Source organism: Ensifer sp. GW101-20A05 (assembly GCF_059424735.1).
The window spans coordinates 24934-43397 of the sequence record NZ_JBWKZT010000024.1 but is presented as its reverse complement, the minus strand read 5'-3'; the positions used below and the strand labels follow the sequence as shown (position 1 = coordinate 43397).

Sequence of the window (18464 nt, the reverse complement as noted above, 5' to 3'; positions counted from 1 at the left end):
ACAACGCGCCAATGGCGTCAAAGACCGATCCTGGTGATGTTGGCCGGATTGCTGCCATCGCTCACCATTCTCTTTTACGGTTTGGCTTGCGGCTATCGGCTCAACTGGACGCCAAGCCAATCGCTCGGTCTTTGGCGCATCCGTCCGCTCACAGGTGCGGTCGCGACTGGTGACCTCGTCTTTGTTTGCCCGCCTGACGCCCCCCGGTTTCGCGAGGCGCTCTTGCGCGGCTATCTCAGGGGCGGCCTTTGCCCTGGCGGATACGGTCCGCTCATAAAGACGGTGATCGCGCTTGAAGGAGAAGGCTTTGAGATCGGTCGCGTCCTTCGGATTGACGGCCGCGTGATCGAACACAGCGATGTTCGAAGCAGCGATGGTCGTGGCCGCCCGCTTTCGTCTTTTAAGAGCGGAATTGTGCCGGCCGGCCACGTGTTCCTCCATTCCCGTTTTTCCGCTTCCTGGGACTCCCGGTACTTCGGTCCGGTACCTGCAGACGGAGTTCTCGGTTTGGCTGAGGCGGTGCTGACCTATGCGCCCTGATCTCATGCTAACTGGAGTGCTGGCGATTGCTGCCATTCTGGCCGGATGGATCGGTTGGAGCGGAAATGTGCTGCTGTTGCCGGCGTCTTGTGCGTTCGCTCTGATCTGGTCGAGGGCGCCGAACAGGATGGCGGTCGTGCTCGTCTCCGCCGGGTATTTTATGGCGGCATCGCGAGGGCTTCCGCATGGAGTTTCACACTTCTATTCAACGGGCGTCTGGGCGGGCCTCTTCTTCTGGCTCGTAGCGTCCGTGAGCTTCGTCCTGGTTCATCTGGCGGCCTGGAGCAAGCGCCAGGCCCGAAGGCCGCTTGGCTTTCTTGTTGCGATGCTGGTGATGGCGGTTCCACCCCTCGGGATAACCGGTTGGGCACATCCGGTCACCGCCTCGGGCGTTCTGTTTCCAGGCTGGGGATGGTGGGGATTGGCGGCCATGACAGCCGGGCTCATGGGCCTCGCAACCCGCATGGGACCGGCTGTCGCCGTTGCTTTGACAGGCTTTTGGCTTTGGTCCGCCGCTATCTGGACCAATCCAACGGTACCGTTCTCATGGCGTGGCGTCGACCTCGAAATGGGGTCGTCGCTTGGCCGCGACGCATCTCTAGGGCGGCAGCGTGACCTGATCGCAACGGTTCATGAGGCCGCAGACCAAGGCGCACGCGTCATCGTTCTCCCGGAGAGTGCTCTGGGGTTCTGGACGCCGACGCTCTCGACATTGTGGAGGGATAGTCTGCAAGAAAGCGCGGTCACCGTCATTGCCGGCGCCGCGGTGCTCGATCCTGCAGGATACGACAACGTGCTCCTCATGATCGATGGCGGCGGCAGTGACATCCTCTACCGGGAGCGGATGCCTGTTCCGGTCTCCATGTGGCGTCCCTGGGGCCCATGGTTCGGTGAACACGGTGGTGCGCGTGCGCATTTCTTTGCCAACCCCGTTGCCGAGGTGGGCGGTCGCCGGATTGCTCCGCTGATTTGCTATGAGCAGTTGCTCGTCTGGCCGGTTCTTCAGTCGATGCTGGAAGGGCCCGACATCATGGTCGCCGTTGGGAACGGCTGGTGGACGGCAGGCAGTTCCATCGTAGATATCCAACGCGCCAGCGTGGCCGCATGGGCCCGACTGTTCGGCACACCGCTCGTGATTTCCTTCAACACGTGATCTGGATCAATCATGCTTGAGGCGCTCCTGATCGAGAAATGCGCAGATCCGTCGCTTGAGGCAAATGTGGTCGATGCCTTCGTCAACGCGGTTGGCGACGGCGATCCACTGGCTGTGACGGTCAAGGTCGGTCGGAAGACGATCCTGGTGGAAAAGGCAGCGACCCCCGATGAGGCGCTCGCAATCGCCCGCCGGTATGTCGGGCAGGCGACCGTGCGGGTTGGAGTGACTTCGTACCCCGCTCACCTTGGGATCGAGAGTGGCATGGAATTGAGCCCTGCCCTCTTCGATGCCTGCGAGAACCTTCGCATGGGGACAGCCATGTTCGCAAAAGTCATGCGGATCGTCGCCGCGTGGTATGGCAGCAACGCGAGCAAGGAAGCGCTACCCTATGTCCTGTCCGACAGCCTCAATGCGTGGGTTTCGGGTGAGTTCGAAGGGAAGGATGTATTCCGGGCGCAGGACCCAGGCGGACGGATGTTCCTGCAAGGGGTCACCGCCGAGGGGCAATCTTCTACGGATGAAGCGCCATTGCCGGTGCGTGGCGAGGTCGAGGCTGATGACGTTACTTCTGCCGGCATGCGGGTGGATATCTCGCGCACCGGTGTGAACGCAGCGGGCGAGCCGGTTAGATAGGCCGATCACCTAAGTTGAGCCTGCAAGGGATGCGATCCGAAATCCGATCGCCTTGGCGAGGATGTTCTACGAGCTGTGATGCTCGCGCGATCATTGACCTGAATTCCGATATCCGACCCCCGCAAGTGGTCGCCGATGAGCACAAACTGTGGAAGATCGCCTGTCGAGGGGGCGCGAGCAACGAAATCCGGTGACATCGCTCGCGCTCACGGGGAGGATCGTTTCCGTCAAAAAACAAGGAGGAACAGCTTTGACGACAACGAATGAAATCGCTGAAAAGCTATCGAGCGAACACGGTTTGACAAAGGTTCAAAGCAAAGCCGTTGTCGAGGCGGTGCTTGCAGCGATCACTGCCGCGTCGGTCTCCGGCAACGAGACGTCACTGCCCGGCTTCGGAAAATTCAAGGTGAAGGCCACGCCGGAACGCGAGGCCCGAAACCCCGCAACGGGAGCGACGATCAAGGTTTCCGCCGCCAGGAAGGTGACCTTTGTGCCAGCAAAGGCCTTGAAGGATGCGCTGAACAGCTAGGAAAAATGGCCCCGCACCCCGGCGCGGGGCCATTCAAGGTCGTGACCGTGGCACACACCAGCCAAGCGAACGAATAACGTCTGTTTGCTCAGCGGTGCTTTTCGTCGATCGATCCGCAGCGCAAAACATGCGCCAATTTGGCGATCCATGGTCTGCAGGTATTTCTACCCTGCCGACCAGCCGTTTCGGTTAACTCTTTGCAAACCATAGTCAGCAGGCGGCTCGTACAGCCGGCCTGGCATCATGACGATCGCCGTTCATTTTGAAAAATTGATAGAATCGGTACCGTTTGATGACAAGCATTCTGACGAACACTTCAGCTAGTTCCGCAGTTCAGATCCTTCGGTCGATCAATTCCAACCTTGCAGAGACACAAGTCCAGGCCAGTTCGGGGCTCCGCATCCGCACCGCCGCCGATAACGCGGCATATTGGTCTATTTCAACGACCATGCGTTCGGACAAAATGTCGATTTCCGCCGTAGCGGACGCGCTCGGTCTCGGCGCAGCCAAGATTGATACGGCCTATGCCGGGATGGAGGCCGTCATCGATGTAGTGCAAGAATTCAAGGCGAAGCTCGTTGCGGCCAAGGAGCCCGGCGTCGACAAGGCAAAGATCCAGTCCGAACTGAATCAGCTTAAGCAGATGGTCGTAAGCATTGCTACGTCCTCCGGATTTGGCGGACAGAACTGGCTCAATACGGATATCGGACAAATTTACGACCTCAATGCGAACAAGGTGTCGCTCGTATCCTCCTTCTCCAGATCGTCAGGCAGCGTCTCGCTCGGTACGATCGATCTCCACCTTGACGAGATCAGCCTGTTCAACACCACAGGCGGAGGTTTGCTCCAGGCCGATCCTCGCGACGTCAAGACAATCGGGGGCATGAGGTACGACACTGTTTATCCTCAAAGCGGTTCGTCCACGATCTACTACACCGAAACAGGATCGAGCTGGATGAACCCAAGGTGGAATGCCGGGGTGGCGGGAAGTTTCTCCTTTGATTTTTCAAATGGATCGCCCTTGGATTTCAGTAGCCCGGGCGCTGAAATCAAGTTCGATATCATCCTGGACAGGGAATACGACCCCTCGGGGGATACCGGGATCACCGCAGAGCTTCGCGATCTCCCGGGCCCGTACTACCCTGGATACACGAAGACAATAACGATTACCAAAGCGCAGGTTGACGCCTATGACGCCAGTCTTGGGGGCATCATCTCCACGAACACCCAGTTCGCCGGCTTGCTGAATACGCTGCTAAATCCGGAAGGAGCGTCTGTCAGCGCAAACTATGGCCACTATCAGCCACCGGGCTCGAACAACTGGATTCACGACGACGTCCTTATGAGCATTGCAACGCTCCAGACGCACGGAAACGGCTCCTACGTCGAGATTGTCAATCTGAGCAGCATCGGGGTCAGCACGGGCGGTCTGATACAAAAATCCAACTACGGTGAAAGAGGGTCAGCGCTGTCGCTGCAATTCGACCCATTTACGCTCCATATGGACGGCGACACCCCTGACGGCGTCGAGGTCAGTTTTCAATTTGCGATAAACGGTGCCCCCTCGAAATTGTACTCCTTTGACCGGACATACGTGAACAACCTTCTTGGAAAGGACACGGGTGCCATCGAAACGGCCGACGAGATGGTAACCCTGCTGCGGTCCCTGCTCGATGCGGACTGGCCGGACACGGTCATCCAAGTCTCGAGCGCCGATCCGAGCAAGATCATCGTCAAGTCAGACCCTCTGGTTGATCGCAAGTGGGGCGCCGGAACGCGCGCGGGGTTTTCGGACATCGTCGTCAGCATCGAGCCGCTTCCAGCTATCAACTTCCTCAACATCGACATCGAGCGGAACCCTGACCTGGTCGACCACTATATGAACTACATCGAAGTGTCGGGACAGCGGGTGGTCGACGGTGCGGCCGTTCTTGGCGCCCTCAAGCAACGCATCGACATGCATTCGGAATTCGCAAACAAGCTTATTGACACCATCGACAAGGGCATCGGCCGCCTCGTCGATGCCAACATGAACCAGGTGTCGACAAGGCTCAAGGCGCTTCAGACGCAGGAGCAACTTGCGATCCAGTCGCTGCATATTGCCAACAACAACAGCGAAGCGATCCTGCAATTGTTCAGGTGATCCAGAGTTCTCCTGCCTACACCTGATGCCTTGCACCAGACAATCATTATGGTGCGATGCTGTGCCCGCGTTCGATGTGCGTGGCGATCAGCATGGCCACGAGATGGACCGTGTTCCTGGCTCCAAACCTTTCCTTCATCCGCTCCAGACGGTGTTCGACGGTGCGATGGGAGATTGAAAGTGCGGCGGCGATTTCCTTTGCGGTCGCGCCCTCTATCAGCAGCTGGATGATCGCTTCGTCAGCGACGTCCATTTGTTCGAGCCGTCGTGGCGGACTGAGCAGGAACTGAGCATAGGAGGACGAAATGATCCACTTTGGTCGATCGATGTTTCGCTGGGGTAGCAGGATGCGATCATAGCCGACGTTGACGCCGAAAAGACGCGTCTTGACGAGCTCCATGGAAGGCTGCTGGCTGGATACGACCTGCTGGAGCCGCGGAATAACGGCCTCTTCCATGTAGCTCTGATCCTTGAAATCACCGATGTAGGCGTCGGAAAATATCTTGTTGATGTTCAGAATGCGGGACGTGAAGCCGGAATGCCGGATGGCTTTCATGAACCATCGCTTCGGGTCGTTGCCTTCAACAGTGAACACGGTCAGGCGCATTTTTATCGACAGCATGTCGACGATGTCGCGATATACAATTTCTGGTGAAGTCGGCTGCTCGGGGTCGGTCTGAAGCCAGTTGTCGAGCATCTTGCGTGCGACTGCGCTGAAGGGTGTTTCTCTCGCCATTGCCATGCTTGCCAGTGAAATTATCATACGAAATACAATCTAAAGCAGAGCAGCCGCAATAGGGAAAAGTACCCTGAGACGCCTTCGAAAGGCTCCCTTCAGACCACAGCGCATGTGATGAATTAATATGCCTAGGACATTAATCCTAGGGATCGCCGATTAGACCCATGGACTCCCGGGGGGCACCATTCGTTCTGTTTTCAACGAATGGGAGAGACACCGTGGGAGCGAAACGCTTGCTTGCGTCTTTGTGCCTGACAGTTTCGGGCATCGGTACCGGATCGGCGGGGGCCGAAACGCTAGTCATCAACAGCTATGGAGGCCCATACGAGGACATCATCCGGGAGCGGATCATCGAACCCTTCGAGAAACGCTCCGGTATCGACGTCGTCTATGATGCCGTCGGATCTGCCCAGCAGGACTACGCCAAGATCAAGGCTACCAAGGGCCGGCCTGGGTTCGATCTGGTCGTCATGACGGCATCACAGTCACTTCAAGGATGCAAGGATGGCCTGCTCGAGAAACTGACGCCGGCGTCGATCCCGAACCTCAACGCCCTTCAAGCCGATCTAGCGGCGGTCGCGGGACCTTGCGGAGCAGTGCACGAGGTCCAATACCTTTCCCTCCTTTACCGCACGGACAAGCTCGCCACAGAGCCTGTCTCCTGGTCTGCATTGCTCGAGCCCGAACTCAAGAAGCGGGTCATCCTCCCCACCTTTCAGAACATCATGGCCGTCTATCTGCTCGAGATGATGTCGGTCACGAACGGAGGCGATCTTATCGACAATGTCGGTCCTGGATTTGACGCCATGGCAAAGGTGTCTGCCCAATCGGTGGGGTTTGAGCAATCCTCGGCCATTCTCGAAAGCTATCTGCGCGAAGGCTCCGTCTGGGCCATGCCCTTCTGGAACGGCCGCGCGCAGCTGATGGTCGATGAGGGCCTGCCGGTCGACTATGTTCGGCCGAAGGAAGGGACCATTCCACTTGTCGCAACCCTCAACATTCCAGTCGGCGCTGCAAACAAGGAGGCCGCCCGGAAGTTCATCGATTTCTTCCTCGAAAAGTCGAGCCAGGAAGCATGGGTCGCGGGATATAGGGTCGGTAGCGCGCGCAGCGATATTTCCGTGCCCGACGAGCTGAAAGACCGCCAACTCACGCGTGGATCTGACAACGAACCTCTGCACCTGCCCGATCTGCTGCGACTTCAGGAAAAACTGCCGGATTGGGCGGAACGTTGGGAACGCGACGTCGTTCCCAACGCCCGTTGAAGGGACACTCATGAAAAGCCTTGCTCTCGACTTGCATCCGCCGGCCCGACGCCGGCACCCTCCACAGTGGTTTCCGATCGCGGCGCTTACGCCGTCACTCCTGGTGCTCTCGGTGTTCTTTGCGCTGCCGATGGGAATGATGATCGGAATGAGCTTTGCTCAGACGGAAACGTTATCCCCTACCCTCGAACACTATCAGCGCTTCTTCACGGATGGCCTTTCGCTTGCCGGTTTCTGTCGCACTGCCTTGATGTCCTTGCTGGTCGCGATCAGCGTAACCGTTCTCGGCTATCCGGTCGCCTACTTCCTGGCGCGGTCGACGACGCGCTGGCGGGCCGTGGTGTTCGCGCTTGCGCTTGCCCCGGAACTCGCCGGCGTCGTGCTTCGAACCTACGGCTGGCTGATCATCCTGGAAGATCGGGGGTTCATCAATGATTTGCTCCTCCATCTTGGCCTCATTACCTCGCCGCTTCCCTTGTCGAAGAACCTCTTTGCCGTCGTCGTCGGCCTGACGCATGTCGTTCTGCCCTTCGGCATCCTTTCGCTGATGACGAGCATTCAGGGCATCGATCCGAACCTCGAGCGGGCAGCGCAGATGCTCGGCGCCTCGAGGCTGGCGGTGATCCGGACGATCGTACTGCCCCTTTCCGTGCCGGGGATCGTCAGCTCGATGTTGATAGCCTTCACCATGTCGGCTAGCGCCTATGCCACGCCGGCTCTTCTCGGCGGCGCGGGCTTCAAGGTGCTGGCGACGATGATCTACGAGCAGGTCCTCTTCTACATCGACTGGCCGTTCGCTTCAGTCATGGCGATGGCGCTGCTCCTCATGATGCTGGCCATCTCGTTCGTCGGCGTTCGCTACGAAAGCCGCCGCAGGTCGCGGGCCTCTGTCTCATCGGGAGGTGAAAGATGAACAGGCTTATTTCCATACTCTACTGGGTTTCGCTTGGCGCAGTCCTCTCTTTCATCACCCTGCCGCTCATCGTGGTCGTCGCGGCGTCGTTGAGCCCGACATCGGCTGTCACGCTACAGCCCTGGGAGTGGACCGGCCGGTGGTATGCGGATCTCTGGTCAAGCCGCTGGCTCGACCCGTTCCTTGCGAGCTTCAGAATTGCGACGGTCGTCGCGGCGATCAGTGGCGTGCTTGGATTGTTCGCGGCTTATGCGGTCGTCTACGAGCGTATTCCGGGCAGCGACGGCCTGATGTCCTACCTCCTGTCCCCGCTTTCGGTGCCGCAGATCGTCAAGGGCGTTGCAATCGTGCTCTTCCTTTCGATGATCGGGCTTCAGGGGTTTCTCGGCACTCCGGCACTGATCGCCGCGCACGTCGTGCTCGCCCTACCCTTCGTGACCCGCATGGTGGCGACGTCGCTCGCCAATTTCGATGCTAACCTCGATCGGGCGGCCCAGATCCTTGGAGCGAACAAGCTTCAACGCATCCGGCTGGTGGTGCTGCCGATGATCAAGCCCGGGGTTCTGTCAGGCGTGACCTTCGCGTTCATCATCTCATTCAACAACATCCCGCTTTCGGTTTTCCTGGTCAGACCCGGCGACAGCACGTTGCCGATCACAGTGATCAACTACCTCGAATACAGCCTCGATCCGGTGCTGGCGGCGGTGAACGTCGCGTCGATGGCCTTCATCCTGACGGTCATCTTCCTCTTTGAAAAGATCGGCGGGTTCTCCGCGCAACTCCATGGTGGCAGCAAATGAATGCACTCGACATCGAACTCGTCTCGGTCAGCAAGTCCTACGCCAGCATGGCTGTCGTCAGGGATATCGACCTCGCTATTCCTCAAGGCGAATTCGTCAGCATCCTCGGCCCTTCGGGCTGCGGGAAGACGACCACACTCAACATGATCGCCGGCTTCACCGCCCCCTCCCGCGGTGACATTCGCATCAAGGGGCGAAGCCAGGTCCGCGTACCACCGGAACGCCGCAACATCGGTCTGGTGTTCCAGAACTATGCACTCTTTCCGCACATGACGGTCACTGAGAACGTTGCCTTTGGCTTGAAGATGAAGGGGGGCCGGCGGGAGGAAGCTGCCGCGACCGTCAAGAGCGCGCTTCGCAGCGTTCACCTCGAAGGCATGGGCGAGCGTTATCCGCGCGAGCTCTCCGGAGGTCAGCAGCAGCGGGTAGCACTTGCCCGGGCGATCGCGCCCCGTCCGTCTGTCCTGCTTCTCGATGAGCCGCTCTCGAATCTCGACCTGAAGCTCCGGGAAGCGATGCGGATCGAACTGAAGGAGATTCAGCAGCAACTCGGGATGACTTTCGTCTACGTCACCCATGATCAGGAGGAGGCCATGGCGATGTCCGATCGGGTGGTGGTCATGTGGCAAGGGGCGATTGCGCAGCAGGGACAGCCGGCTGACCTCTACCGCGAACCGAACTCACGCTTCGTGGCCGATTTCATTGGCAAATCCAATATCCTTGCCGTGCAGACCACGGCGACGGGGCAAGCGCATCTCGAATTGAGGGTCGGAGAAGGAGTAATCCTGAAGGCCCGCAACACCGAGCCCTCGGCTGAGGTCCGATACTGCTCGATACGCCCGGAAAGCATCGCGGTCCTTCCTCCTGGCGCCGGCGGCGATGAGTTCGCCAATCGTCTCGACGGAACCGTGCGGCGTGTCGTCAACCTCGGGGCAGCCTTCGAAATTGACGCCGATCTCGGCTCGGACGTGCATCTCCACGTCTTGCTTCGCGCGACCCGCGCGAGCGTTCCCCCGAAACTGGGTGACTCCATTCGCCTGGGTATCGACGACGCCGACATCCAGGCCCTCAGCGCGTGACAAGTGATCCATAGGGTGGGGCGATCAATCCGAAAGCATCGTTATTGGAACCACTGGAACCTTGCATCCTACGATCGTTGCGACCTCAAGAGGTCGCTTTAAAGGAGATGAAAATGCTTGATAAACAGAGGCTTCGTGCCGTTCAGCATGAAACGAATGTCTGCGCCGACATCGAGGGTTTCGACTTCGACAACTACACCCAGGAGGACATCGACGCCGTCCGGCGCTATTGGCTTCAATACGGCGTGCTGCGCTTCAAGAAGACGTCCATGAGCGACGCCCAGCAAGTCGCGTTCTCACGCCATTTCGGGGAATTCGTGATCCATCCGAAGCAGCTGCAGGAGGGTGGTCATCCGACCCACAAGGAAATCCTGGTCATCAGCAATGCGATGACGGACGGCAAGCCGAGCGGCGCCATGGGCAACAGCGAGGCCACATGGCACACGGACACCTGGTTCTATGAGCGGCCGCCGGCGGGCGCCATCCTGCGCGCGGTCGCCGTGCCACCGACCGGAGGTGACACCTACTTCCTCTCCTCCTACCGTGCTTACGAGACCTTGCCGGAGGCATTGAAGAAAGCGGTCGATGGACGGCAGATCTTCTTCCAGAACGTCTACGACAAGACAGGCAAGCTCCGGCTTGGCAAGTCCGCACCAAAGACCCGCGATTTCCGCGAATGGAGCGGGATCGTTCATCCGCTCGTTCGCCTTCACGGCGAAACCGGGCGCAAGTCGCTCTATCTCGGTGGAACGTCCGAAGGCGCGTGGATCGTCGGCATGCCGCTCGACGAGAGCGAGTCCCTTCTCGCCGAGCTTTGGCAACACACCACCACGACCAGCGAGGTCTTCGTCCAGCAGTGGGATGTCGGCGATATCATGATGTGGGACAACCGTTGCACGATGCATCGACGGGACGGGTTCGACCCGAACTCGATCCGCATCATGCATCGCACCACCACATCAGGCGAACGGCCAGTCTGACCTCAAGAACGATCATCAGGAGGTCAGAGAAGATGCCGCACTACCGGATCAATCACAGTCACCCTCCCCTTCCCGAGGAACTCATCACACTGATGGGCAAGGCCGAAACCGCCACGATCGGCCATGTCGAACATGTCGGCTTCGTCAGCAATGGGGTCCTGCCTGTGTTTCCGGCAAGCGCGGCGGGTTCGGCCGTTACCGTCGCGGCTCCCGGGCGGGATGGCACGGTGATCTACCGAGCCATCGACCTCCTGATGCCCGGTGACTTTCTCGTCATTGCGCGGGTTGATCATGACGACATCGCCTGTGTCGGTGGCGGGGTCGCAACTGCGGTGAAGGCCAGGGGCGCCGTCGGCGTCGTCATCGACGGTCCCTGCACCGACGCCGAGGAAATCGCGGCATTGGGCCTGCCGGTCTGGTGCCGCGGGATCTCCTCAAAGACCACCAATCGGCGCATCTCGATCGGCGGTTCGATCAACGAACCGGTCGCCTGCGGCGGAGCCGCGGTTCTGCCGGGCTACGCGGTCCTTGCCGACAGGGAAGGCGTGTTCGTCGCGCCGCGCGACCGCATGCTCACGCTGGCGCGCGCCGCGATCGCGCGCCAGCAGAATTCAATCGCCGTGCGTCGGCACCTTGCGGCAGGCCACTCCATCTTCGACTTCCAGCCGGAACTCCAATCATGAAAATCGCACTCATCCAGATGAACTCCCAACCCTATCGCGCTGCAAACCTGCGGCAGGCCGAAGAACTCATGCAGCAAGCCCTCTCGGGGAGACCGGATCTCATCGTGTTGCCGGAGCATTTCGATTGGACCGGGGGCACGGCGGTGCAGAAGCGCGCGGCAGCCGATCATGTGCCAGGCGGCGCGGCCTACAAGCTGGTCCAGAGCTTTGCTGCGCGAAACCGCGTCGCAATCCACGCGGGCAGCTTGCTCGAAACCAGGGTCGGTTCCAAACGGATCCACAACACGAGTGTGGTATTCGACGCCCATGGCAACGAGATCGGTCTCTACAGGAAGATCCACCTCTTCGACATCGTGGCCCCTGATGGAAAGGTCTACAACGAGTCGGAGACAGTCGCTGCGGGTGATAGCCTTCTGATCTACGAGATCGGCGGCATCAGGATTGCCTGTTGCATCTGCTACGATCTTCGCTTCTCCCGGCTGTTCGACCGCCTGGCCCAGGAGAACGTCGACATCTTCGTTTTACCCGCTGCCTTCACCAGGCAGACGGGGAAGGATCATTGGGAGGTGCTTTGCCGTGCCCGTGCGATCGAGTTTCAGGCCTATGTCGTGGCCTGCGGTCAATGCGGGCACTACGAAACGCCTGCCGGAGAGCGACGTGACATGCACGGACATTCGATGGTGTGTGATCCCTGGGGAAAGGTTGTGGCCGAGGCGGGCGATGAGGTTGGCGTCCTTGAAGTCGAAATCGATCCGACCTGCATTACCGCGGTACGCAGCCTTATTCCGATGGCAACTCACCGGGTCGATCTGCAGAATGTGCAACTCGCGGTCCGCAAGGCCCAGCGCTGATCGATGTGGTCACGTATCGGCGTCACCATCGGGCCTGACCAGGTCCATGTGGCTGACCCCAAGCGCCCGAGCGATCTTGTAGAGTGATTGGATCGTCGGGTTGCGCTCACCGCGCTCCAGACCGCTGACATATTGCTGGCTGATCTCGGCTGACGCGGCAACGTCCTCCTGCGTCAGTCCCTTCTCCCGACGCAGGCGGGCAAAATTCCGGCCGACCAATTTGCGCATATCCATGCGCTCTCTGATGGCAGGCCTGAAACTTTGAGTTTATCAACTATAATATGTAAACGCATGTGATGCGGAAGGGCGGAGCTACTTGAAGATCAGCGGGTTCGCTTCGGCCGAGGGCTTGTTTGGGGGCGAATGAGCAAGCAATCGCAAATGCCGAACGACGTCGATGTGGAAGTGGGGCGCCGCATCGGCACGCTTCGGCGCAAGATCGGCATGCGGCAGCAGGATCTCGCAATGCACCTCGACGTTTCGGTCCAGCTGATCCGGAAATACGAAAACGGCCGCATCAGGATCAGCTCAAGCCGTCTTGCCGCCATAGCCGTCGCCCTCGATGTTCCGGTTGCCTTCCTTGTTGATCGTGACGAGGCTCACTTCGACACCACGGCAAGTCGGGAACTGGCCGAATTGGCCGCTTTTCTTGTGACGAAAGAGGGAAACGCCCTTAACACGGCCTTTCAGCGTATCAAGTCCGCGGCAGTGCGTCGTTCATTGCTCGCATTGATCGAAGTGTGTAGCCAGCCGCTCTGAAATGGCAGGAACCATTATTCTCGGGCTGGCAAGTGGGAAAGCTCCCAAAGGATTCCCAGCAGACATTCTGAAACTTGTGGCGTCGACAATCTCGAGTTCGTCGACTGCCACTAAGATCGGTATGAAGGAGACCGAACGATGACAAGTATACTACCCCTGGTACATCCGGGCGAAATCCTTCGCGAGGAGTACCTCTTCCCTTACCACATGAGCGCAGGAGCGCTCGCCAAGAAGCTGAACGTTCCTCGCACCCGTATTGGGCGCCTAGCGAATGAACAGACTGCTGTAACTACAGATACAGCACTGCGGTTGGCTAAGTTTTTCCGCACAAGTCCTGAATTCTGGATGAACCTGCAAGCTAGCTATGATCTCAAGATTGAGGCCGCGGCGTTGGAGAAGGACCTTGCGGCAATTCCCGAAATAGATCCGGAATACGCCCTCGCTTCATAGGCGGCGACGTACGATCGACAAAGGTGACTGGCGCGCCGTGAGCGCTCGCGCAGTTCCAATCTGCTCGAACCAATCCAGATCCGGTACTTTTCCGTACTGTCTCCGAATCTTTTTCGTGCTCTGACCGTCACGTCACCTGCGTGTTCAAGCATTCTCCAAACCTTCGCCTCGCCGCCTCAGCCATTCCCGTATGCTCGGCTCTTCATCTATGGGAGGCGAGCATGACTTTGCACGAACCCGTCCTCAATGTCGTATCTACCGAGGAACTGCGCCATCTTGGTGCGGAGCTGTCTGTAGCCGAGACGCACGAAGCGGTCGAGACAGCGTGGCGCGACATCCGACGCGGCTCGTCGGTCGGTGGAAAGGCCGTTCTTTCTCTGCCCGAGGACGAATTCTGGGCGATGCCCGAATTTATTGCACAGCGTGAATCTTTCGCTGCGGAACGGTTGGGGTGGAAGCTCTCATCCCTCTACAGTGTCAATCCTCGGTTTGGCGGCGTCAAGATTATCGGCGCCAATGCATTCAACCGTCGGCGCGGCTTGCCCCGGTCGACCTCGACCTACCTACTTCTCGACAAGACGACGCTCAGGCCCGTTGCCATCTTCGATGGAACCGCGCTTTCGGCCGCGCGGACGGGAACCTACGCCTCGTTGGTGCTGGAGACCTTCGTCGAGACGCCAATGAAGATATCGGTCTTTCTCTTTGGTGCCGGCCCGGTCGCAAGAAGCGTCATCGACTGCCTTTCGTTGACGGGTGCGGAGCGCATAGAGCGCATCTTTATTCGAAGCCGATTTCCGGAGAGTGCCGCCCGGTTTGCGGAGGCGGCAGCGTCGTCCACACCGATTGCCTTGGTTCCGGTGGAGGATAATTCCGCGCTTTCCGAATGTGCGTTTGTCGTCACGGCAACGAATGCGCGCGAACCGATATTCGAGGATCATGAGCTTGCAAGGGATGCTGCGACCCTCCACCTCGGCGGCGACGAGATCCCTGAGGCCTATTTGAAGCGTGCTCTTCGCACCGGCACTGTCATCTGCGACGACTTGAAGACCGTTTCCCGTCGAAACTCTCAGAGCGTTTCGCTTTATTTTTCACGCAGGGACATGAGCCTTGAGACGGCTGGCCCGCTGCTTGGAATTGGCGAGTTGTCGGCACCAACCGGCTGGCAAGATTCCCGCCCCGGACCCGTTTGCGTGACCTGCGTCGGGCTCCCGATGCTCGATCTCTATGTCGCAGAAGCGACTTGGGAAAAGCTCTTGAAGCGACGCGTTTAGATAACTGGCTCGCCAAGCTCAGACCCGCTGCCGGGAGGCCACGTTGCCCTTGATCACAGAAGTTCTTGCCGAGCACATTCTGGTGACGTCACGCCGTCAGCCGAGCTGTGACGACAGGAACATGGCCCTGAAGTGCGTGCTTGACCTTGTTGGCGCGGCAATCGCCGGCCGGGACATGCCGGGTCCGACTGCCGTCAGAGCGACAGCGCGTGCACTTATGGGGGCTGGTTCGAGTTCCATCTGGGCGACGGGACAGACGGCTTCGCTCGCAGGCGCCGTATTTGCCAACGCTGCGGCCGCATCTGCGCTCGATCTCGACGACGGACATCGGCTGGCGCGTGGGCATCCGGGGGCGGCAGTCATACCCACGGTTCTGACGCTGCTTCCCGAAACGAGTGCCGGGGCAAACGATTTGATTTCGGCGATTTCCGTTGGCTATGACGTCGGTGTGTGTATCGCGTCGGCGCAAATGCCGAAAATGATCGCGACCCGTCAGACCGGGCGTTGGGCGTCGGTCGCAGCGGCGGCGGCAGCTGCGCGACTATTGCGTTGCCGCGAGGATCAGGTCGCCCATGCGCTCGCCATCGCCGCGGTGCTTGCGCCAAACCAGCAGGCCAATGGCAGCTCGGGCTATTCACAACTGACGGGTAATGACGTGAAGGAGGGCATCGCCTGGAGTGCAACCCTCGGGCTCGCCGCCGTCCAGCTGGCGATCGGCGGGCACTCCGGCCCAACTGATGTTTTTGATCATCCTGACTACTACAACCGGCAAACGATCGTGGCTGACCTCGGGGAGCGATCTCACCTCGTCGGCACCTATTTCAAGCCCTACGCCTGCTGCCGCTATATCCATGCCGCGCTGGATGCGTTCCTTATGCTTGTCGACAGGAGCGAGATTGATGCAAGCGACATCAAATGCGTCGAAGTCGAAACCTTCGGCTGGGCGCTGAAACTTGGCAACAAGCGTCGGCCAACCACCCTCGTCGACATGCAGTACAGCCTGCCCTATTGCATCGCGATCGCCGCGATCGAGGGGCGTGATGCACTGGCGCCCCTCGGGGAAGATCTCCTTGGGCGCGAGGACCTTTCAACGTTTTCCGAGAAGGTACTGCTATCGATAAACGACGAGATCGATGCGCTGTTCCCGGTCGAGACGCTTGCGCGTGTCACGATATCGACGTCCTCTCGGCGATTGTGCTCTGAGATCCTCGGCCCGCTTGGCGATCCGAAACATCCGATGTCGTTCGAAGCAATCGAGGAGAAGTTCCTCCGCGTAACCCGTCGGGTACTTACGCCCGAGCGGCAGCGCCAGATCGTTGGTGGCGTTCTCGATATGCCCGATGACCATGGCTCCGGGCTGCTCATGGCGCTTCGCTAACACGCCGGACGTCAAAGAATGCGGCAATTCTCGATGACCAGGCGCCCCTTAGCGATCACATGACGTACACGGGCAAGGTTATGGGCGTCGCAGATGACGATGTCTGCTTGCTTGCTCTTTTCGATCAATCCACGGTCGCCGGCAAGTTCGGGGATTGCCTTGGCGACGTTGCCGGTTGCAAGCGCCACGGCGCGCGGTGCCGGCATCTGCTTCTTGGCGATCATGCGTTGGATCGCCGAAAGGATTGTATCCCAATCGCCGCCGGCATAGTCCGTCGACAAGGTGTCGATCACCCCTTCGGTCGCAAGAAGATCAAGGTTTTCGGGGCCGTTGCGCCATCGGGTCGTGATGCAGTCGAGCGTCGACACGTCGATCGTCACACCCCGTTCCTTCAGCAACCTTGCCGTTGTCAGAGCTTCCTCAGGCAGGAACATCGGGTGGTTCGAATGCCCGGCGATCATCCGGGCTCGGGGATAGGCTTCGGCCAACTGCACGAGGGTTGCAGCCGTCGGCGCGGCGTTGTGGAATATCGCCGCCATTCCGACACGTTCGGATTGGGCGGCGATCTCGGAAAGCCCCCTCATCGCAAGGTGAACCGGCGGCATGACGGTCTCAACGACGATCCCGCGGAGTTGCGCGGCAGTCAGATGGCCAATAAGGGCGTATTGGTCGAGGAGCGCTTCGAGCCCATCGTTCGAAGCGGCCGCTGCGCCATCCAGCCTTCGTCCGAGGACCGCCTCCTTGAACAATCGGGCGATCTTCGGGTGAATGGTGACACCGGTTGCCTGCTCTATGGCTTGCGGCAGATATCGGTAGTCTTGGGCGCCACCGCCGAGCGTCTGACCACCGCCGGCTTCTCCGAGCGCTTTTGCGCCGCGCGCAAGCATGTCGTCGATGGTGGCAGAGAGGTGGTGCGCCGACAGCCCCGCTCCGTCCGAGACACGGGCAGCCCCGAGGCTGCTCGGGGTGTGGGCCGTCGAAACCTGAACGTCCAACGCGTGGGACGCAAGCGCGCCGGATCCGATTTCATCTGGAGTAGCGAGACCACAAACGTTGAGAAGCGTCGTCGTGCCGCTTAGCAGATGGCGGTTGCGTTGATAGGAGATGTCCTGCGCTGAAAGTGGCAGCGATCCGGATGGCATGGAAGGGCCGGCGATGCAGCCATGTGCGTGAGCATTGATGATGCCGGGCAAAACAACTGCTCCGCCCGCGTCGATAATCCGGTCCCCCTCGTTTGCCGTCACTTGGTAAGGCGTCACGTCGACGATCTTCGTTCCTCTGATCCTGACGCTGGCCTTTTCAAGAAAGGTGATCCCGTCTCCGGTGATCAAGCTGCCATTGACGATGACCATGTCCATGTCATGCCTCCAGTCGCAAATCGGTGAGCGGGTGGTAATCCGAGGGATGGTCGAAGCCAGGAGCAAGCGGCGCCAGTCCGTAGCCGACGCCGCGCACGGTGCGGATCCAGTCGTAGCCGGTCGTGGTGATTAGCGCTTTTCGGAGCCTGGCGACATGAACGTTGACAGTTCGAGGATCGACAAAGATCCCGCGCGGCCAGGCCTGTTCGATCAGCTCACGCCGCGTGTGAACCTTGTGCGCTCCCCCGATCAATGTCCCGAGCAGTCGAAATTCGAGAAGGCCCAGATGAAACTGCTCTCCACGCCAGGTGGCGCGGTGGCTTTGAGGGTCGACCGCAAGTCCGCCGGCATGGAGTAATCCAGTCCTGGCGCGCGTATCGTCCAATGCCGACAGATGGTGCTTGAGCGCGTCGAGGTAGCGTTGCGGTTCAACCGGGCAGACGAACACGTCGTCAGCACCGGCGCGGATGAGTGCCGGAAGTGCAACGGCCGCCTTGGCTCGCAGCAGTGCTATGATAGCAGCCGATCTTGTTGAGGTGTCCTGCTTAAGGCCTTGGCAGAAGCCAGCGACACCTGCATCCGCGGCATCGAGCAGGACGGCCTCGACCGATCTTCCGACCGTGATCGATGCGAAGTCTTCGGCGCCGAGCGACAGATCAGTGGAGTATCCCGCTGCCGCGAGAATGTGGCGATGGGTGAGGCTGAAGCCCGCGTCACGCGAGCTGACCACGATCAAGGGTCCGTTTTCGGCGGTAGGCATCGCTTGCCTCCCGGTCGCGGTGCTTGACGCAATGTCGAATGATTGCACGCACAGGTTTCGCTCTCAAGGTCTGCGGCTCGAAGTTCTATTAAGAATTGTTGCAGACGATTCGGACGTGATCCCTTCGCAAGGAAGACTGATCGTCGGGCCATATGAATGCAGCGCCTGCTCAATTGG

20 protein-coding genes and 1 pseudogene are annotated in these 18464 nt (G+C 59.6%); 17 read left to right on the top strand and 4 right to left on the bottom strand.

Features of this window, described 5'->3' with window-relative positions; translation table 11 throughout:
* Window positions 1-36: 36 nt before the first annotated feature.
* The 6 genes and pseudogenes from traF (at window position 37) to AC070A_RS32380 (ending at window position 5001) form a co-directional block, all read left to right on the top strand.
* The gene (gene traF, locus AC070A_RS32405; RefSeq protein WP_244495630.1) at window positions 37-540 is read left to right on the top strand and encodes a conjugative transfer signal peptidase TraF; all 504 of its coding nucleotides are present in this window, start codon (window positions 37-39) and stop codon (window positions 538-540) included.
* Window positions 530-1693, top strand: a complete 1164-nt coding sequence (locus tag AC070A_RS32400; protein ID WP_113479953.1) for a conjugal transfer protein TraB — start codon at window positions 530-532, stop codon at window positions 1691-1693. The genes traF and AC070A_RS32400 overlap by 11 nt, the downstream gene beginning before the upstream one ends.
* 12 nt (window positions 1694-1705) lie before the next feature.
* Window positions 1706-2329, top strand: coding sequence for a lysozyme family protein (locus AC070A_RS32395; protein WP_057251490.1), 624 nt, complete (start codon window positions 1706-1708; stop codon window positions 2327-2329).
* Between the two features lie 250 nt (window positions 2330-2579).
* The gene (locus AC070A_RS32390) at window positions 2580-2858 is read left to right on the top strand and encodes an HU family DNA-binding protein (protein WP_057251489.1); all 279 of its coding nucleotides are present in this window, start codon (window positions 2580-2582) and stop codon (window positions 2856-2858) included.
* 292 nt (window positions 2859-3150) lie between these two features.
* A pseudogene (locus tag AC070A_RS32385) lies at window positions 3151-3543 on the top strand (flagellin N-terminal helical domain-containing protein); the annotation flags it as partial.
* Window positions 3544-3741: 198 nt separating this feature from the next.
* Window positions 3742-5001 carry a flagellin gene (locus AC070A_RS32380; protein WP_492383675.1) on the top strand — a complete coding sequence of 420 codons (1260 nt, stop codon included), beginning with the start codon at window positions 3742-3744 and terminating at the stop codon, window positions 4999-5001.
* Window positions 5002-5047: 46 nt separating this feature from the next.
* Here the strand turns inward: AC070A_RS32380 and AC070A_RS32375 are convergent, their stop codons facing one another.
* A complete protein-coding gene (locus AC070A_RS32375) occupies window positions 5048-5737 on the bottom strand; it encodes a helix-turn-helix transcriptional regulator (protein WP_057251487.1) in 690 nt (229 codons plus the stop codon).
* 236 nt (window positions 5738-5973) lie between these two features.
* Here AC070A_RS32375 and AC070A_RS32370 point away from each other — a divergent pair, with 236 nt between their 5' ends.
* From AC070A_RS32370 to AC070A_RS32340, 7 genes are all read left to right on the top strand, one after another.
* Window positions 5974-7005, top strand: a complete 1032-nt coding sequence (locus AC070A_RS32370) for an ABC transporter substrate-binding protein (protein WP_255571501.1) — start codon at window positions 5974-5976, stop codon at window positions 7003-7005.
* A 130-nt stretch (window positions 7006-7135) separates the two neighbouring features.
* Window positions 7136-7918: an ABC transporter permease gene (locus tag AC070A_RS32365; RefSeq protein WP_425989344.1), complete on the top strand. Its 783-nt coding sequence runs from the start codon at window positions 7136-7138 to the stop codon at window positions 7916-7918.
* Window positions 7915-8718 carry an ABC transporter permease gene (locus AC070A_RS32360; RefSeq protein ID WP_057251484.1) on the top strand — a complete coding sequence of 268 codons (804 nt, stop codon included), beginning with the start codon at window positions 7915-7917 and terminating at the stop codon, window positions 8716-8718. The genes AC070A_RS32365 and AC070A_RS32360 overlap by 4 nt, the downstream gene beginning before the upstream one ends.
* A complete protein-coding gene (locus AC070A_RS32355) occupies window positions 8715-9797 on the top strand; it encodes an ABC transporter ATP-binding protein (RefSeq protein ID WP_113479957.1) in 1083 nt (360 codons plus the stop codon). Before AC070A_RS32360 ends, AC070A_RS32355 begins: the two co-directional genes overlap by 4 nt.
* A 113-nt stretch (window positions 9798-9910) precedes the next feature.
* A complete protein-coding gene (locus AC070A_RS32350; RefSeq protein WP_112997034.1) occupies window positions 9911-10777 on the top strand; it encodes a TauD/TfdA dioxygenase family protein in 867 nt (288 codons plus the stop codon).
* A gap of 32 nt (window positions 10778-10809) precedes the next feature.
* A complete protein-coding gene (locus tag AC070A_RS32345; protein WP_113479958.1) occupies window positions 10810-11460 on the top strand; it encodes an RraA family protein in 651 nt (216 codons plus the stop codon).
* Window positions 11457-12311, top strand: a complete 855-nt coding sequence (locus AC070A_RS32340; protein WP_057251480.1) for a carbon-nitrogen hydrolase family protein — start codon at window positions 11457-11459, stop codon at window positions 12309-12311. Before AC070A_RS32345 ends, AC070A_RS32340 begins: the two co-directional genes overlap by 4 nt.
* A 9-nt stretch (window positions 12312-12320) precedes the next feature.
* On the opposite strand, the gene AC070A_RS32335 is transcribed toward AC070A_RS32340, so the two are convergent.
* Complete coding sequence (locus tag AC070A_RS32335) at window positions 12321-12545, bottom strand: helix-turn-helix domain-containing protein (RefSeq protein WP_057251479.1); 225 nt, start codon at window positions 12543-12545, stop codon at window positions 12321-12323.
* A 147-nt stretch (window positions 12546-12692) separates the two neighbouring features.
* On the opposite strand from AC070A_RS32335, the gene AC070A_RS32330 reads away from it, so the two are divergent.
* The 4 genes from AC070A_RS32330 (at window position 12693) to AC070A_RS32315 (ending at window position 16169) form a co-directional block, all read left to right on the top strand.
* Entirely contained in the window at window positions 12693-13070 is a 378-nt protein-coding gene (locus AC070A_RS32330) for a helix-turn-helix domain-containing protein (RefSeq protein WP_162728181.1), read from the top strand.
* A gap of 138 nt (window positions 13071-13208) precedes the next feature.
* Entirely contained in the window at window positions 13209-13520 is a 312-nt protein-coding gene (locus AC070A_RS32325) for a HigA family addiction module antitoxin (RefSeq protein ID WP_112997037.1), read from the top strand.
* Between the two features lie 221 nt (window positions 13521-13741).
* The gene (locus AC070A_RS32320) at window positions 13742-14791 is read left to right on the top strand and encodes an ornithine cyclodeaminase (RefSeq protein ID WP_113737545.1); all 1050 of its coding nucleotides are present in this window, start codon (window positions 13742-13744) and stop codon (window positions 14789-14791) included.
* A 43-nt stretch (window positions 14792-14834) separates the two neighbouring features.
* Window positions 14835-16169 carry an MmgE/PrpD family protein gene (locus tag AC070A_RS32315; protein WP_113737546.1) on the top strand — a complete coding sequence of 445 codons (1335 nt, stop codon included), beginning with the start codon at window positions 14835-14837 and terminating at the stop codon, window positions 16167-16169.
* An 11-nt stretch (window positions 16170-16180) separates the two neighbouring features.
* Here AC070A_RS32315 and AC070A_RS32310 read toward each other — a convergent pair whose 3' ends face one another.
* A complete protein-coding gene (locus AC070A_RS32310; protein WP_113133054.1) occupies window positions 16181-17527 on the bottom strand; it encodes an amidohydrolase family protein in 1347 nt (448 codons plus the stop codon).
* A 1-nt stretch (window position 17528) separates the two neighbouring features.
* Window positions 17529-18287 (bottom strand): response regulator transcription factor, encoded by a 759-nt coding sequence (locus AC070A_RS32305; protein ID WP_113737547.1) that lies wholly within the window; start codon window positions 18285-18287, stop codon window positions 17529-17531.
* Between the last annotated feature and the right edge of the window lie 177 nt (window positions 18288-18464).

Excerpts from the sequence above, each read along its gene's own strand:
- traF (WP_244495630.1), top strand. The coding sequence starts at position 37 with ATGTTGGCCGGATTGCTGCCATCGCTCACCATTCTCTTTTACGGTTTG.
- AC070A_RS32400 (WP_113479953.1), top strand. The coding sequence starts at position 530 with ATGCGCCCTGATCTCATGCTAACTGGAGTGCTGGCGATTGCTGCCATT.
- AC070A_RS32395 (WP_057251490.1), top strand. The coding sequence starts at position 1,706 with ATGCTTGAGGCGCTCCTGATCGAGAAATGCGCAGATCCGTCGCTTGAG.
- AC070A_RS32380 (WP_492383675.1), top strand. The coding sequence starts at position 3,742 with ATGAGGTACGACACTGTTTATCCTCAAAGCGGTTCGTCCACGATCTAC.
- AC070A_RS32375 (WP_057251487.1), bottom strand. The coding sequence starts at position 5,737 with ATGGCGAGAGAAACACCCTTCAGCGCAGTCGCACGCAAGATGCTCGAC.
- AC070A_RS32365 (WP_425989344.1), top strand. The coding sequence starts at position 7,136 with ATGGGAATGATGATCGGAATGAGCTTTGCTCAGACGGAAACGTTATCC.
- AC070A_RS32360 (WP_057251484.1), top strand. The coding sequence starts at position 7,915 with ATGAACAGGCTTATTTCCATACTCTACTGGGTTTCGCTTGGCGCAGTC.
- AC070A_RS32355 (WP_113479957.1), top strand. The coding sequence starts at position 8,715 with ATGAATGCACTCGACATCGAACTCGTCTCGGTCAGCAAGTCCTACGCC.
- AC070A_RS32350 (WP_112997034.1), top strand. The coding sequence starts at position 9,911 with ATGCTTGATAAACAGAGGCTTCGTGCCGTTCAGCATGAAACGAATGTC.
- AC070A_RS32345 (WP_113479958.1), top strand. The coding sequence starts at position 10,810 with ATGCCGCACTACCGGATCAATCACAGTCACCCTCCCCTTCCCGAGGAA.
- AC070A_RS32340 (WP_057251480.1), top strand. The coding sequence starts at position 11,457 with ATGAAAATCGCACTCATCCAGATGAACTCCCAACCCTATCGCGCTGCA.
- AC070A_RS32335 (WP_057251479.1), bottom strand. The coding sequence starts at position 12,545 with ATGGATATGCGCAAATTGGTCGGCCGGAATTTTGCCCGCCTGCGTCGG.
- AC070A_RS32330 (WP_162728181.1), top strand. The coding sequence starts at position 12,693 with ATGCCGAACGACGTCGATGTGGAAGTGGGGCGCCGCATCGGCACGCTT.
- AC070A_RS32325 (WP_112997037.1), top strand. The coding sequence starts at position 13,209 with ATGACAAGTATACTACCCCTGGTACATCCGGGCGAAATCCTTCGCGAG.
- AC070A_RS32320 (WP_113737545.1), top strand. The coding sequence starts at position 13,742 with ATGACTTTGCACGAACCCGTCCTCAATGTCGTATCTACCGAGGAACTG.
- AC070A_RS32310 (WP_113133054.1), bottom strand. The coding sequence starts at position 17,527 with ATGGACATGGTCATCGTCAATGGCAGCTTGATCACCGGAGACGGGATC.
- AC070A_RS32305 (WP_113737547.1), bottom strand. The coding sequence starts at position 18,287 with ATGCCTACCGCCGAAAACGGACCCTTGATCGTGGTCAGCTCGCGTGAC.